This window comes from Hydrogenophaga sp., assembly GCF_051007235.1.
Classification (GTDB): Bacteria; Pseudomonadota; Gammaproteobacteria; order Burkholderiales; family Burkholderiaceae_C; genus Hydrogenophaga.
Genome location: NZ_JBPCSJ010000499.1, coordinates 1 through 13,774 on the forward strand (window position 1 = coordinate 1; position 13,774 = coordinate 13,774).

The following is a 13,774-nucleotide window of genomic DNA, read 5'->3' on the forward strand; positions in this document are numbered from 1 at the left end:
CAGCTGCGGCGTGAGGTTGCCGGTGAGTTCTTCGGTCAGCTCCAGCTGCACCTGGGGCAGGGCCTGGCGCACCGCGCGCAGCAGCGGCAGGGCCAGTGCCTGCGAGACGCTGTGCGGTATGCCGAACACGACCTTGCCGCTGGGTTCGGCGCTGCCGCTGCGAGCGGCCTGCGCGGCCTCGTCGGTCTGCCGCAGGATGGACACCGCGTGCGGGTAGAAGCGCTGGCCCGCGTCGGTCAGCGCCACGCCGCGGCGGGTGCGCAGGAACAGCCCCACCCCCAGTTCACTTTCGAGCTGCGCCATCTGGTGGCTCAGCGCGGACTGCGCCACGAACACCCGTTCGGCCGCGGCCGAGAAGCTGCCGCTGTCGGCGATCGCGATGAAGTACTTGAGCTGCCGCAGTTCCATCGGAGGCCTTGCGCGTGTTGTCTTGTTCCATCTGTATATCAGATGGATGGTCGGCAATTATGTATTGGACAGAAAGCTGGCCGGGCGCTTCAATACGTCCACCCACCCTGTTGCCCGCCCTGGCAGGCCACCCGCCCCCCAGCCCCGCCCACTCGGCACATGGCAGCAACAGGCGCACCTCTGACCGGAGGTGCCCGATGTGGGGACGGCCGCACCGGTGGCCGTGTGGCCGGTGACCCGACCGCGCAGCCGCTCAAGTCTGGGCCAGCGGGCTGTAGAGATCGGCGCGCCGGCCGGGCAGTTGCGAATGGAGCCGGCGGTGCTGCAGCGCCGCCGCATCCAGCCGGGCGATCAGCAGGTGTTCGCCCTTGTCCGCCCGATGCTGCACGGTGCCGTCCGGCCCGATGGCGCAGCTCAGGCCGTTGTAGGCCAGGGCGCCCTCGGCCCCGCAAGCGTTGGCATAGGCCAGGCACAGACTGTTCTCCAGCGCTCGCGCCGGCAGCAGCACGCGCTGCACCTCGTCAAACGGTTCCATGTTGGCGGTGGGCACCAGCACCGCGTCGGCACCCTGCAGCGCCAGGCCGCGCACGGCTTCGGGGAATTCCACGTCGTAGCAGATCAGCAGGCCCAGTTTCCAGCCGTGCCATTCGAAGACCTGCGGTGCCGTGTCGCCCGGGCTGAACTGCGCGCGGTCCATGTCGCCGAACAGGTGGGTCTTGCGGTAGTTCATCGGCCGCGTACCGTCGGGCGCGATGGCCTGGGCGGCGTTGAACGGTTTTTCACCCGGGTTGTTCTCGGGGTAGCCGTAGACGATGGCCATGCCGTGGCGCTGCGCGATGCCCGCCACGGACTGGGCCAGTGGGCCGTCGGCCGGCTCGGCCAGGGCCGCCACGCGTTCGGCGCCGATGGCGTAACCCGTCATGAACATTTCGGGCGTGACCAGCAGGTCGGCGCCCCGCGCGCGGGCCTGTGCGCAGGCCGCGTCCAGGCGTTGCAGCGCCTCGGCGTTGCTGGCCGGGTGCGGGGTCTGCCAGAGGGCGAGGGTCAGGTCTTGCATGATGTGCAGTCAGGGTTTCGCCGCCGGGCCGCCCCAAGGCGAAACGCGCCCCCATGGGGGGCAGCGACCCGCGCAGCGGCGGAGCGTGGGGGCATTTTCACTCTGGCAAGGCCACGGGTCCCAGGGTTGGATAGAGCTCACCTGGCCCAGGGTTGTCCGCTGCGCAGCGCCCTCCCAGCTGGTGGACGATGCCCCAGACCGCGTTGAGCGAGGTCTGCACCGCGCCCTCGACCCACGCGGGCGTGAACGACACGTCGTCGCCCGCCAGGAAGATGCCGCGCTCGGCGGCGGGCAACCCGTCCTGCATGAAGTGGCCGTACATGCGCTGGTTGTAGCGGTAGTGGCCGGGCAGGGCACCCTTGAAGGCGCCGAGGAAATACGGATCGGCTTCCCAGGAGATGGTGATCGGGTCGCCGACGATGTGGCCGGCGATGTCCACCGTGGGGTAGATCTGGCGCAGCGCGTCCAGCGCCAGCTGCACGCGTTTGGCGGGCGGGTGCGGCAGCATCTTGAGCGCGTCGCTCATCCAGGCGTAGCTCAGGCACATCACGGCCGGCTTGTCCGGTCCGTTGTCGAACAAATAGGTGCCGCGCGTGAGCCGGTCGGTGAGCGTCATGCTCAGTGTGTCGCGGCCGGTGGCCGGATGAACGTCCTTCCAGAACGGGCGGTCGACCATCACGAAGGTCTTGCTCGACTGCATGTAGCGCGTGCGGTCCAGCGCCATCCACAGCTTCTGCGAGAACAGCGATTCTTCGACCGCGATCTGCGTGGTCAGCAACCAGCTCTGGCAGGTGACGAGCACGGCGGGGTATTCGCGCACGGTGCCCCAGGCGTCGGTGACGGCGAGCTGCCCCGATGCCGCGCGACGGATGGCGGTGACACCGGGCCGCGTGGCGCCGCCGTGCAGGCGGGCCAGGGATGTGCCGGCGGGCCAGTGGGCGATTTGCTCGGGCGCGTGCGCCCACAGCCCCAGCGGTACCTGCTGCACGCCGCCCACGATCAGGTGCTGGTCTTCGTCGCAGCCGGTCAGCACCACGCGCAGGATTTCCAGCAGCGTGTTGGGAAAGTCCGAGTCCCAGCCGCCGGTGCCAAAGCCCACCTGGCCGAACACCTCGCGGTGGCGGAACGAGAGCTTGGAGAACGCCTTCGACTGCGCCACGAAGTCGTAGCAGGTACGGTCGTCCCACAGCGGCACCAGCGCGTTCCACAGGGCCTTGAGGCGCGGCACGTCGCGTTGGCGCAGGGCCAGTTGCAGGTCGCCGAAGCCCAGCTCTTGCAGCGCGGCGGCCCAGGCCTCGGCCACCTCGGTGAACAGCGGCGGCAGGTCGGCCAGGGTGCGCGCGTAGTGGGTCTGGCCTTCCAGGTCGACCACCGTGCTGCCGGCGGCGGGCGTCAGCGGGTTGGGGAAGGGTTTCGTTTGCAGGCCCAGCAGCTTCACGTAGTGGAAGAACGCGCTGGACGAGGCCGGGAAGCGCATGCCCCCCAGCTCGGCCACCACGCCCTGGCCGCCTTCAAAGGGTTGCGAGCGCAGGCGCCCGCCCATGCGCGAGGCCTCGTAGATGACGGGCTTGAGGCCGAGCTTCATCAGCTCGTAGGCTGCGGTCATGCCGGCCATGCCGGCGCCGACGATGGCGACCTCGGTGCCGAGCATTTGGGGCGGCAGCGTGGCCAGGCCTTGCGGGTGCTGGAGCCAGTCGTCGTAGGCGAAGGGGAAGTCCGGGCCGAAGATGGTGACCGGAGGGAGTGCGGAAGGACCCCCCTGCGCCGCTTCGCGGCTTCCCCCCTGCTGCGCGGGGGGACGCACCCTGTGGCCCGGCAAAGCCGGTTCCACGGGGGCCTTGGATTCGGGCATAGCAGGGCTGCCGTGTGTAGCTTGGTCGCTGTTCGTTTTCATGGTGTCAGACCAGGGAAGAGAGAAGCCAGCCGGCCGTGCCCCACATCATCAGCGCCACGGCGCCGTCCAGCACGCGCCAGATGTGCAGCGAGTTCAGGCGACGGCCCAGCCAGAAAGCCGCGGCGCCCAGCAGCAGGAACCAGACCAGCGAACCGGTGGCCGCGCCCAGGCCGAAGGCGGTGCTGCCCTGGCCGTAGGCCAGCGAGGCGGTGCCGATCAGCACCGCGGTGTCCAGCCAGGCGTGCGGGTTGAGCCAGGAGAAGGCCAGGGCCGACAGGATGGCCTGGCGCTGGCTCACCGGCGGCGGTGCCTGGCGGGTCTGGCCGTCGTTGGTCTTGAGCACCGCGAGCTGCTGTGGGCGCAAAAAGCGCTGGAACGCCTGCCAGCCGTACACGCCCAGGAACAGCACGCCAGCGCCGATCAGCGCGCCCAGCAGCTTGTCACTCAAACCACCGAGTTGCGCCAGGCCCAGCACGCCCAGGGAGATGAGGGCGATGTCGGCCAGCGCACAGACGACCACGGTGAGCCAGAGGTGCTGGCGCTGCAGGCCCATGCGCAGCACGTGCGCGTTCTGCGGGCCGATGGCCATGATGAGCGACATGCTCAGCAGCATGCCGGCGGTGAAGGTGGGGAAGGTCAGGGTCATGGCGGTTCTCTGGTTCAGTGGCGGGCAGACCGTCGTGGGGGCTGCACCGGTGATGGAACAAGAGTCTGCCGCTGCAGACGGTTTTGTTAAACCATTTCAACTCGAAATCGAGTTGGTTAAAAATGAATTGAGTCAAGCGACCCGCGCAGCGGCGGAGCGTGGGGGCTCACGTGTATTCGACGGCGTTTCGCCGAACAGCGCCTTGTAGTCGTGGCTGAAGTGGCCCATGTGCCAGAAGCCCCAGCGCGCGGCCACATCGGTGATGGTCTGCCCGGTGTCCGCCGTGCGCAGTTCGCGCCGCACGGCGTTCAGCCGCACCAGGCGCAGGTAGCTGGCGGGGCTGATGCCCAGGCTGTCCTGGAAGCAGTTCTGCAGCGTGCGGCGGGTGATGTGCAGTGCCTCGCACAGCCGCTCCACGCCCAGGTAGTCCTGCGGCTGCTCGGTCACCAGCTCGCGCACGCGGCGCACCACGTCCTGCCGGCGCTGCTGGCGCGGGGTGATGGCGTCGGCCTGGCCAGCCGGCATCAGCGTGTCGCCCAGCACGGTGAGCAGTGCGTCGCGCAGGCTGCGCCGGCTGGGCTCGAACATCAGGGCGCCGGGGTCGGCTTCCAGGCCGCGCAGCACCTCGCGCAGCAGACCCACCAGGCGCATGCGCTGCAGCGGCGTGAGCGATTGCAGGCGCACGCCGGGGCGGTGTGCGGGCGTGGCGTCGGCCTGGTCGCGGGTGCGGACGTGGTCCAGCAGTTCGGCCGGGTCGAACACCAGGCCATACAGGCCGTGGCCGGCCGGCACCTGCAGGTCGAACGGCTCGCTGCCGTCGGCGATCATCAGCTCGTGCCCGCCCACGGGGCGGCCCATGAAGCGCAGGCCTTCGGGTTGTTCCAGCACCGACAGGCCGAGCCAGACGCCGCCCTGCCAGGGCCGGCAGTGTTGGCTCGTGGCGCAGTTGGCCACTTCTTCAAAAGCCTGCAGCGGGCCGTCGAACAGCTCGCGCACCTGGCCCTGGAACACGCCGGGCGAGGTCTGCACGTAGTCCTGGTCCCAGGCGTCGAGGTTGCGGGCGTGCACGTCCACCTCGCGCGTGCGTTTGACGCGGAAGGCGGTCGGCGGGGTGGGGCTGGCAACGGTCATGGCGGACTCCTTCGGCGCGCGCGGCGCCGGGGTGCAGCGGGAGTATCAAGTTCCGTGCCACGCCCGGCCTGCTGGAAAACCCGCGGGAGAAGCGCCGCGAGCTATCCCGTTTCGGAAAAAGTGCGCCACGGCGGGGCGTGTTTCCGATCCGGGATAGGGCAAAGCGGACCGGCGAACCAAGATGCGCGCCAGGCCGCCCGAGCCGTTCGGGCCTTTTCCACTCCACACGAGAACATCCCATGTCCACTGCATCCACACAGGTCAGCCGGGAGCTCAAGCCCGTGCTGGGCACCTTCTCCCTCTGGGGCATCGCCGTCGGTCTGGTCATTTCCGGCGAATACTTTGGCTGGAGCTACGGCTGGGCCAGCGCCGGCACGCTGGGCTTCCTGGTCGCCACGCTGTTCGTGGCGCTGATGTACACCACCTTCATCTTCAGCTTCACCGAGCTGTCCACGTCCATCCCGCACGCCGGCGGCCCGTTCGCCTACGCGCGCCGCGCCTTCGGGCCCACCGGCGGCTTCATCGCCGGCTTCGCCACCCTGGTGGAGTTCGTGTTCGCACCGCCGGCCATCTCGCTGGCCATCGGCGCTTACCTGAACGTGCAGTACCCGGCGCTGGACCCGAAGTGGGCCGCAGTCGGTGCCTACGTGATCTTCATCGCGCTCAACGCCCTGGGTGTGGGCATCGCGGCGGCGTTCGAGCTGTTCGTCACCATCCTGGCGGTGGTCGAGCTGCTGGTGTTCGCTGGCGTCGTCGCCCCGGGCTGGTCGCTGGCCAACTTCACCGCCAACGGCTGGGCCGGTTCGCCCGATTTCAGCATGGGCACCTGGGCCGGCATCTTCGCGTCCATCCCGTTCGCCATCTGGTTCTTCCTGGCCATCGAGGGCGCGGCCATGGCCGCCGAAGAGGCCAAGGAGCCCAAGCGCACCATTCCCATCGCCTACATCACCGGCATCTTGACGCTGGTGGCACTGGCCTTCCTGGTCATGGTCATGGCCGGCGGCGTGGGCGACTGGTCCAAGCTCGCCAACATCAACGACCCGCTGCCCCAGGCCATGAAGATGGTGGTGGGCGAGTCCAGTGGCTGGCTGCATATGCTGGTCTGGATCGGCCTGTTCGGCCTGGTCGCGTCGTTCCACGGCATCGTGCTGGGCTATTCGCGCCAGATGTTCGCTCTGGCCCGCGCCGGCTACCTGCCGGCGATGTTCGCCAAAGTCCATCCGCGTTTCCGCACCCCGGTCAACGCCCTCATCGGCGGCGGCATCGTCGGCATCGCGGCGGTGTTCAGCGACCAGTGGGTCACCATCGGCGGCCTGCCGCTGACAGCCAACATCGTCACCATGGCGGTGCTGGGCGCGCTGGTCATGTACATCATGTCCATGGCGTCGCTGTTCAAACTGCGCGCCAGCGAGCCGAAGCTGGACCGCCCCTTCCGCGCGCCGCTGTACCCGCTGTTCCCGGCCATCGCCATCGTCTGTGGCCTGGTGTGTCTGGTGGCGGTGGTGTATTTCAACCAGCTGCTCTCGCTCATTTTCCTGGGCCTGATGGGGCTGGGCTACGCCTACTTCCGCCTCACCGCCGCGCAGCGCGAAGCCGCACCGCACGACGCCATGCTGGCGGCTGCGGCAGAATGAAATCCACTGTGTGACCCTACCCGCACCGAGGAGCCGCTGACGTGAACCTGAGCGCAACGCTGGGACTGCAGACCCACCGCTTCGGCAGCCTGCGCGAGGTGATGGCCAAGGCCACACCGCTGCGCTCGGGCGATGCCCTGGCCGGCCTGGCCGCCGGCACCGAGCAGGAGCGGGTGGCCGCGCGCTGGGTGCTGGCCGACGTGCCGCTGCAGCGCTTCCTGGACGAGGCGCTGATCCCCTACGAGACCGACGAGGTCACGCGCCTGATCATCGACAGCCATCACCGCACCGCCTTCGCGCCGGTCAGCGGCCTGACGGTGGGTGGGCTGCGCGACTGGCTGCTGAGCGACGCCGCCACGTCCGCGGCGCTGGCGCGGCTGGCGCCCGGGCTCACGCCCGAGATGGTGGCCGCGGTCAGCAAGATCATGCGCAACCAGGACCTCATGCTGGTGGCGCGCAAGTGCGAGGTGGTCACGCGCTTTCGCAACACCGTTGGCCTGCGCGGCCACCTGAGCGTGCGGCTGCAGCCCAACCACCCGACCGACGACCCGGCCGGCATCGTCGCCAGCCTGATCGACGGCCTGCTGCACGGCGCGGGCGACGCGGTGATCGGCATCAACCCGGTGTCCGACAGCGTGCCCGACCTGGTGCGCCTGAACCACGTGCTGGCCGAGGTGATTCAGCGCGGCGCCGTGCCCACACAAAGTTGCGTGCTCACCCACGTCACCAACACGCTGCAAGCCATCACCCTCGGCGCGCCGGTGGACCTGGTGTTCCAGTCCATCGCCGGCACAGAGGCGGCCAACCGCTCCTTCGGCATCACGCTGTCGGTGCTGGACGAGGCGCACGCCGCGGCGCTTGAACTCAAGCGCGGCACGGTGGGCGACAACGTCATGTACTTCGAGACCGGCCAGGGCAGCGCCCTCTCGGCCAACGCCCACCACGGCGTGGACCAGCAGACCTGCGAAGCCCGCGCCTACGCGGTGGCGCGGCGCTACCGGCCCATGCTGGTCAACACCGTGGTCGGCTTCATCGGCCCCGAGTACCTCTACGACGGCAAGCAGATCATCCGCGCCGGGCTGGAAGACCACTTCTGCGGCAAGCTGCTGGGCCTGCCCATGGGCTGCGACATCTGCTACACCAACCACGCAGAGGCCGACCAGGACGACATGGACAACCTCATGGTGCTGCTGGCCAGCGCGGGGCTGAACTTCCTGATCGGCGTGCCAGGCGCCGACGACGTGATGCTGAACTACCAGAGCACCTCCTTCCACGACGCGCTGGTACTGCGCGACCTGCTGGGTTTGAAGCGCGCGCCCGAGTTCGAGGCCTGGTTGCAGCGCGTGGGCGTGACCGGTGCCGACGGCCGCCTGCTGCCCGCCACCGCACAGGGCGCACTGACGCAGCGGCTGTGGACCCTGCCGGAGCCCGCATGACGAAGGACATCCCGACCGTGCCGCCAGCGCCCGACCGCGGCATCGACAACGGCATTGCCAGCGGCGCCGACCCCTGGGCCCATCTCAGGCGTTTCACGCCCGCGCGCATCGCGCTCGGCCGCACCGGTGCCAGCCTGCCCACGCGCGAGGTGCTGGATTTCACCCTGGCGCACGCCCAGGCGCGCGACGCCATCCACCTGCCATTGGACGAGGCGACCCTGGCCGAGGCGCTGGTGACCGACGACTGGCCGTCACCGCTGCGCCTGCGCAGCCGCGCCCACGACCGGCACGAATACCTGCTGCGCCCCGACCTGGGGCGCCGGCTGGACGAACCCAGCGTCGCCGCGCTGCAGGCCTGGCGCACCGACCACCCGGCGCCCGACATGGCCCTGGTGGTGGGCGACGGCCTCTCGGCCCTGGGCATCCAGCGCCATGTGGTGCCCCTGCTGGCGGCCATCCGCGCCGCGCTGGGCGGCCAGATGACGCTCAGCCCGCCAGTGCTGGTGGGCCAGGCCCGCGTGGCGGTGGCCGACGAGGTGGGCGAACAGCTGGGTGCGCGCATGGTGGCCATGATCGTGGGCGAGCGCCCCGGCCTGAGCTCGCCCGACAGCGTGGGCATCTACCTGACCCATGCGCCCAAGGTCGGCCGCACCGACGCCGAGCGCAACTGCATCTCCAACGTTCGGCCCGCAGGACAAGATCCGCTCACCGCCGCGCGCCGTCTGGCCTGGCTGGTGCACGAAGGCCTGCGCCTGGGCATCACCGGCGTCGGCCTCAAGGACCACAGCGGCCTGCCCATGGTGGCCGGCGCCTCCAAGCAGGACTTGTCTGGTTAAACTGGGTTGAACCGATCCCGGTTCGCTCAAGTTTCAATCGGACATGCTGGACGCCCGCCAACTCGAAGCCCTGGCCGCCGTGGTCGAACACCGCGGCTTCGGCCCTGCCGCGCAGTCGCTCAATCTCACCCTGGCGGCCGTGTCGCTGCGCATCAAGTCGCTGGAAGAACACCTGGGCCAGCGCCTGCTGGTGCGCGGCAAGGCGGTGCGCGCCACGGCCGCCGGCCAGGCCCTGCTGGCCCACGTGAAGCAGCTGCAGATGATGGAGGCCGACCTGCTGGCCGGCCTGCAAGGTGGGGGCGAAGCGCGCGGCGGGGCGGCCTGGCAGAGCCTGAGCGTGGCGACCAACGCCGACTCCGTGGCCAGCTGGTTCCTGCCTGGGGTGGCGCCGCTGCTGCAGCGCCACCGCCTGCTGCTGGAAATCACCATCGACGACCAGGACCACACGCACGACGCGCTCAAGAGCGGCGACGTGATCGGTTGCGTCACCACACTGGCCGAACCCATGCGCGGCTGCGTGGCCGAACCGCTGGGCGTCATGCGCTACAGCTGTGTGGCCGCACCCCAGGTGGTGCAGCGCTGCCGCACGCCGCGCGGGGCGGTGTCGCCGCACAAGCTGTTGGCGCACCCAGCCATCATCTTCAACCGCAAGGACGCGCTGCAGGACGCCTTTCTGCTGCAGCACTTTGGCCTCAAACAGCCCAATTACCCGCGCCACTACGCGCCCGCGGTGGACGCCTTCGAACGCGCGATCGAGCTGGGCCTTGGCTGGGGCATGGTGCCCGAGCAGCACCTGCAAGGTAGGCCGGGTCTGGTGGAACTTCTGCCCGGCGCCACAGTGGACGTGACCCTGTACTGGCAGCACTGGGCGCGCGAGCCGCTGTCGGCGCAGCGGCTGACGCAGGCGGTCAAGGCGGCGGCGCATGCCGTGCTGCCGCAGGTTTCCACATGATCTGAATCGAGAGACACCCCAAAGCCCGTGCCCGATCCAGTTACACCGGGGCACGGGCCGGGCCACAGGGAGATTCCCCCCGCTCAGCAGCGGGGGAATCTCCCTACCCCGGTCTTTTCGCCAACATCTTCTCGCGCACCGCCGCCACCAGCGCCCGGCCAGTCTGCAGCACCTCCATCGGGTCCACCGCGCCCATGCTGGCCATGTCCTGCTGCACTTCCTCGCGCTTGCTGCGCGCCAGGCAGGCCAGCAGCTTCTGGCGCAGGGTTTCGTCCTCCAGGCTGCTCAGCAGTTTGGCCAGGTCGTACAGGTCGCAGCGGCCCACGGCGTCGAACAGCGACTTCTGATCGGCGAACACGAGGTCGTCCACGTCGGTGAACTGGTCGGGCGTCTTGACCTTGCGGTCGGCAAAAAACTTCTTGCCCTTGTCGTTGAGCAGTCGCACCACCTCGCTCTTGCGGAAGGTGAAGATGTCTTCCGAAAACTCGCTGCCCGCGAGCTTTTTGAGCAGCAGCGAACGGTCCACGTCCACCATGGCGGCGAACTCGTCCACGCTCACGTATTCGTAGCTCACCTTCTCGGTGTCGGCCTGGTCTTCGGTGATGCGCCGGGCCTGGTGCACGATGTCCCGGGGCGAGAAGATCACGCGCTTGCCGTTGCCGTGTTCGTCGTCGACGCGGATCAGGTGCAGGCGCATCAGCTTGCCGATGCTGTTGCGGATGTGCAGGTCCGAATGGCCCAGCAGGCCACGCGCCTGGGTGAACACATCGGTCAGCAGCGGGCTGGCCAGCACGGCAGGGCCCGCCCCGCCGCGCACCTCGTTCTTGGGCCGGCCGACCTCGGCCATGCCCAGCAACTGCAGCAGCTGCGCGTAGACCAGGATGTCGGGCTGGTAGTTGACGCGCGTGGCGATCAGTTCGTGCGCCACCTCCAGCCGCTCGACCAGCGAACGCAGCAGGCCACGGGTGAACTTGGGCGTGTCGCCCAGTTCGTCTTCCAGCGTGTCGTAGCCCACCAGGTACAGCTCGCAGTACGACCGCGCCGCGGCGTTGTTGCTGCGCCGGCCGTTGACCTGCTGGGCCGGCACGCCAAAGCACTGCCCAGGACCCAGCGTCTCGACCACCACGCGCTTTTCCTCGCGCACCATGTAGATGTCGACCGCCCCCTCCTTGATCACGTAGAGGTGGTGGGCCGGCATGCCTTCGGTGTAGAGCACGTCACCCGAGTAGAAGCGCTGCTGGGTGAAGCCCTCGTCCGGCCCCACGGGCATGGACAGGACGCTGGGACGGGCAGGAGCGGTGGTGGAGTTCATGGTGTGGCACGGCGACGGGGCCGCGACGACCGCTTCGCCCCTGACTGCCTATCGGCCACCCACGAGGGAACTTGAGATCCGGCCGCGCCCACGACACCACAGCACGCGCGACGGCACCACAGCAGACCCAAGGCTCAGCCGGAGCACGTGACCGCATACAGGGCACCCGTGGAACGGGCTCCGCCCGGCCACTGGGTGCGTCCCCCCGCGCAGCAGGGGGGAAGCCGCGTCAGCGGCGCAGGGGGGTCAGGACGGTCTCGTCTCCATGAAGCTCTGGCGCAGCGCAAGCTTGTCCGACAGGCGGGCCAGGTTCGGATAGGTGGTGCGCCACTCGATCTGCGGGAAACGAAACAGCAGGTAGCCCAGCGCGCAGCCCACGGCCACGTCCGACAGGCTGAAGTGGATGCCCGAGCAGAACGGCTTGTCGCCCAGGCCGTGGCTCATGGCCTTGAGAGCGCCATCGACTTTGCCCAGCTGGCGGTCGATCCAGGCCTGGCAGCGCTGCTCTTCGCTGCGGCCAGACCACGTGGCTTCCAGGCGCGCCAGGATGGCCGCGTCCATCAGGCCGTCGGCCAGTGCTTCCCAGGTCTTGACCTCGGCGCGCTCGCGGCCCGAAGGGGGGATGAGCTTGCCCACCGGTGACAGCGTGTCCAGGTACTCGACGATCACGCGCGAGTCGAACACCGCTTCGGCGCCTTCCATGATCAGGCAGGGCACCTTGCCCAGCGGGTTGGAGGTGGCTATGCCGGTGTCGGCGGACCACACGTCTTCTTGGACGAACTGGTAGTCCAGTTTCTTCTCGGCCATGACAACGCGGACCTTGCGCACGTAAGGGCTGGTGATGGCGCCAATGAGTTTCATGGGTCGGTGTCGTTCGGGGTTCGGGGGCGGATGCGAGCGGCCATTTTATCGACGCCCGCCGCTGCGCGCGTGCCACCCCGTCACATCCGCCCGGCGGCGCGACCCGCCGGTGGCCGCCTCCTACAATCCGGGGATGCGACCGACCTCCTCCTCCCCCGCGGCCCACGCCGCCCCCCTCACCCCCATTTCTGCCCTCTCGCCGCTGGATGGCCGCTACGCGGGTCGCCTGGCGCCGTTGCGCCCCTTCATGAGCGAACAGGGCTACATGCACCGCCGCGTGCAGGTGGAAATCGCCTGGTTCATCGCCCTGTCGGACGCCGGCTTTGACGAGTTCAAGCCGCTCTCGCCCGGTGCCCGCACCTACCTGATGGGCCTGGTCAAGAACTTCAACGAAGACGATGCGGTGGCGATCAAGGAGATCGAGAAGACCACCAACCACGACGTCAAGGCCGTCGAGTACTGGATCAAGTCCAAGTTCGACGCCCGCCCTGAACTGGAGCACGCCGCCGAGTTCGTGCACTTCGCCTGCACCAGCGAAGACATCAACAACACCAGCCACGCCCTGCAGCTCAAGGGCGGGCGCGACGCGGTGCTGCTGCCCGCACTGGACGGCGTGATCGCCAAGCTGCGCGAGATGGCCCACCAGTTCGCGGCCGTGCCCATGCTCAGCCGCACCCATGGCCAGACCGCCAGCCCCACCACCGTGGGCAAGGAAATCGCCAACGTGGTGGTGCGCCTGGCCGCTGCGCGCGAACGCATCGGCGGCGTCAAGCTGCTGGGCAAGATGAACGGCGCCGTGGGCAACTACAACGCCCACCTCTCCGCCTGGCCCGACTTCGACTGGGAAGCCTTCAGCCGCAAGGTCATCGAGACGCCCGAGCCGCTGGGCCTGGGCCTGACCTTCCAGCCGTATTCGATCCAGATCGAGCCGCACGACTACATGGCCGAGCTGTTCGACGCCATCGCGCGCACCAACACCATCCTGATCGACCTCTCGCGCGACATCTGGGGTTACGTGAGCCTGGGCTACTTCAAGCAGAAGCTCAAGGCCGGTGAAATCGGTTCGTCGACCATGCCGCACAAGGTCAACCCGATCGACTTCGAGAACGCCGAAGGCAATCTGGGCCTGGCCAACGCCGTGCTCAAGCACCTGTCGGAGAAGCTGCCAATCAGCCGCTGGCAGCGCGACCTGACCGATTCCACCGTGCTGCGCAACATGGGCGTGGGCCTGGGCTACGCCGTGCTGGCCTACCACTCGCTGATGACCGGCCTGAACAAGCTCGAACTCAACGAAGAGGCCCTGGCCGACGACCTGAACACCTCCTGGGAAGTGCTGGCCGAACCGATCCAGACGGTGATGCGCCGCTTCGGTGTGGCCGGTGCCTACGAAAAGCTCAAGGAAGTCACGCGCGGCAAGACCGTGACCGCCGAGGCCCTTCACACGCTGATCCGCAGCCTTGAGATTCCCCAGGCCGAAAAAGACCGCCTGCTGGCCATGACACCCGCCAGCTACGTGGGCAAGGCGACCGAGCTCGCACGGCGGGTCTGAAACAAGATCTTGACGAAAAATTGAAAAGGGGCCCTCGGGCCCCTTTTCAATTTTCAAG

The 13,774-nt window shown here is 68.7% G+C and carries 12 protein-coding genes; 5 read left to right on the forward strand and 7 right to left on the reverse strand.

Annotated features, from left to right (window positions below; all coding sequences use genetic code 11):
* The 5 genes from ACR2JA_RS17465 to ACR2JA_RS17485 all read right to left on the reverse strand — a co-directional run.
* Positions 1-408: LysR family transcriptional regulator (locus ACR2JA_RS17465; protein WP_434010339.1), on the reverse strand; the 408-nt coding region annotated here is incomplete at its 3' end.
* Positions 409-661: 253 nt separating this feature from the next.
* The gene (locus tag ACR2JA_RS17470; RefSeq protein WP_434010340.1) at positions 662-1,465 is read right to left on the reverse strand and encodes a carbon-nitrogen hydrolase family protein; all 804 of its coding nucleotides are present in this window, start codon (positions 1,463-1,465) and stop codon (positions 662-664) included.
* Positions 1,466-1,562: 97 nt separating this feature from the next.
* Positions 1,563-3,269, reverse strand: a complete 1,707-nt coding sequence (locus tag ACR2JA_RS17475; protein ID WP_434010341.1) for a flavin monoamine oxidase family protein — start codon at positions 3,267-3,269, stop codon at positions 1,563-1,565.
* A 94-nt stretch (positions 3,270-3,363) separates the two neighbouring features.
* Positions 3,364-4,005: a LysE/ArgO family amino acid transporter gene (locus ACR2JA_RS17480; RefSeq protein ID WP_434010342.1), complete on the reverse strand. Its 642-nt coding sequence runs from the start codon at positions 4,003-4,005 to the stop codon at positions 3,364-3,366.
* 132 nt (positions 4,006-4,137) lie between these two features.
* On the reverse strand, positions 4,138-5,136 hold the full coding sequence (locus tag ACR2JA_RS17485) for a helix-turn-helix domain-containing protein (RefSeq protein WP_434010343.1): 999 nt from the start codon (positions 5,134-5,136) through the stop codon (positions 4,138-4,140).
* A 239-nt stretch (positions 5,137-5,375) separates the two neighbouring features.
* Between ACR2JA_RS17485 and eat the strand changes: the two genes are divergently transcribed.
* Genes eat through ACR2JA_RS17505 form a run of 4 tightly spaced genes read left to right on the forward strand, consistent with a single transcriptional unit; the run spans position 5,376 to position 9,994 of the window.
* Positions 5,376-6,770, forward strand: coding sequence for an ethanolamine permease (gene eat / locus ACR2JA_RS17490; protein WP_434010344.1), 1,395 nt, complete (start codon positions 5,376-5,378; stop codon positions 6,768-6,770).
* Between the two features lie 41 nt (positions 6,771-6,811).
* On the forward strand, positions 6,812-8,206 hold the full coding sequence (locus ACR2JA_RS17495) for an ethanolamine ammonia-lyase subunit EutB (RefSeq protein WP_434010345.1): 1,395 nt from the start codon (positions 6,812-6,814) through the stop codon (positions 8,204-8,206).
* On the forward strand, positions 8,203-9,042 hold the full coding sequence (gene eutC / locus ACR2JA_RS17500; RefSeq protein WP_434010346.1) for an ethanolamine ammonia-lyase subunit EutC: 840 nt from the start codon (positions 8,203-8,205) through the stop codon (positions 9,040-9,042). Before ACR2JA_RS17495 ends, eutC begins: the two co-directional genes overlap by 4 nt.
* Positions 9,043-9,085: 43 nt before the next feature.
* Positions 9,086-9,994: an HTH-type transcriptional regulator ArgP gene (locus ACR2JA_RS17505; protein WP_434010347.1), complete on the forward strand. Its 909-nt coding sequence runs from the start codon at positions 9,086-9,088 to the stop codon at positions 9,992-9,994.
* 103 nt (positions 9,995-10,097) lie between these two features.
* On the opposite strand, the gene ACR2JA_RS17510 is transcribed toward ACR2JA_RS17505, so the two are convergent.
* Both ACR2JA_RS17510 and ACR2JA_RS17515 read right to left on the reverse strand, forming a co-directional pair.
* Positions 10,098-11,306, reverse strand: a complete 1,209-nt coding sequence (locus ACR2JA_RS17510; RefSeq protein WP_434010348.1) for a cyclic nucleotide-binding domain-containing protein — start codon at positions 11,304-11,306, stop codon at positions 10,098-10,100.
* Between the two features lie 246 nt (positions 11,307-11,552).
* The gene (locus ACR2JA_RS17515) at positions 11,553-12,167 is read right to left on the reverse strand and encodes a glutathione S-transferase N-terminal domain-containing protein (protein WP_434010349.1); all 615 of its coding nucleotides are present in this window, start codon (positions 12,165-12,167) and stop codon (positions 11,553-11,555) included.
* 133 nt (positions 12,168-12,300) lie between these two features.
* On the opposite strand from ACR2JA_RS17515, the gene purB reads away from it, so the two are divergent.
* Complete coding sequence (gene purB / locus ACR2JA_RS17520) at positions 12,301-13,716, forward strand: adenylosuccinate lyase (protein WP_434010350.1); 1,416 nt, start codon at positions 12,301-12,303, stop codon at positions 13,714-13,716.
* The last annotated feature ends 58 nt before the right edge of the window (positions 13,717-13,774 follow it).

Bases quoted from the DNA above. Each gene is read 5' to 3' on its own strand.
- ACR2JA_RS17480 (WP_434010342.1), bottom strand. From the start codon at position 4,005: ATGACCCTGACCTTCCCCACCTTCACCGCCGGCATGCTGCTGAGCATG.
- eutC (WP_434010346.1), top strand. From the start codon at position 8,203: ATGACGAAGGACATCCCGACCGTGCCGCCAGCGCCCGACCGCGGCATC.
- purB (WP_434010350.1), top strand. From the start codon at position 12,301: ATGCGACCGACCTCCTCCTCCCCCGCGGCCCACGCCGCCCCCCTCACC.
- ACR2JA_RS17505 (WP_434010347.1), top strand. From the start codon at position 9,086: ATGCTGGACGCCCGCCAACTCGAAGCCCTGGCCGCCGTGGTCGAACAC.
- ACR2JA_RS17485 (WP_434010343.1), bottom strand. From the start codon at position 5,136: ATGACCGTTGCCAGCCCCACCCCGCCGACCGCCTTCCGCGTCAAACGC.
- ACR2JA_RS17515 (WP_434010349.1), bottom strand. From the start codon at position 12,167: ATGAAACTCATTGGCGCCATCACCAGCCCTTACGTGCGCAAGGTCCGC.
- eat (WP_434010344.1), top strand. From the start codon at position 5,376: ATGTCCACTGCATCCACACAGGTCAGCCGGGAGCTCAAGCCCGTGCTG.
- ACR2JA_RS17470 (WP_434010340.1), bottom strand. From the start codon at position 1,465: ATGCAAGACCTGACCCTCGCCCTCTGGCAGACCCCGCACCCGGCCAGC.
- ACR2JA_RS17510 (WP_434010348.1), bottom strand. From the start codon at position 11,306: ATGAACTCCACCACCGCTCCTGCCCGTCCCAGCGTCCTGTCCATGCCC.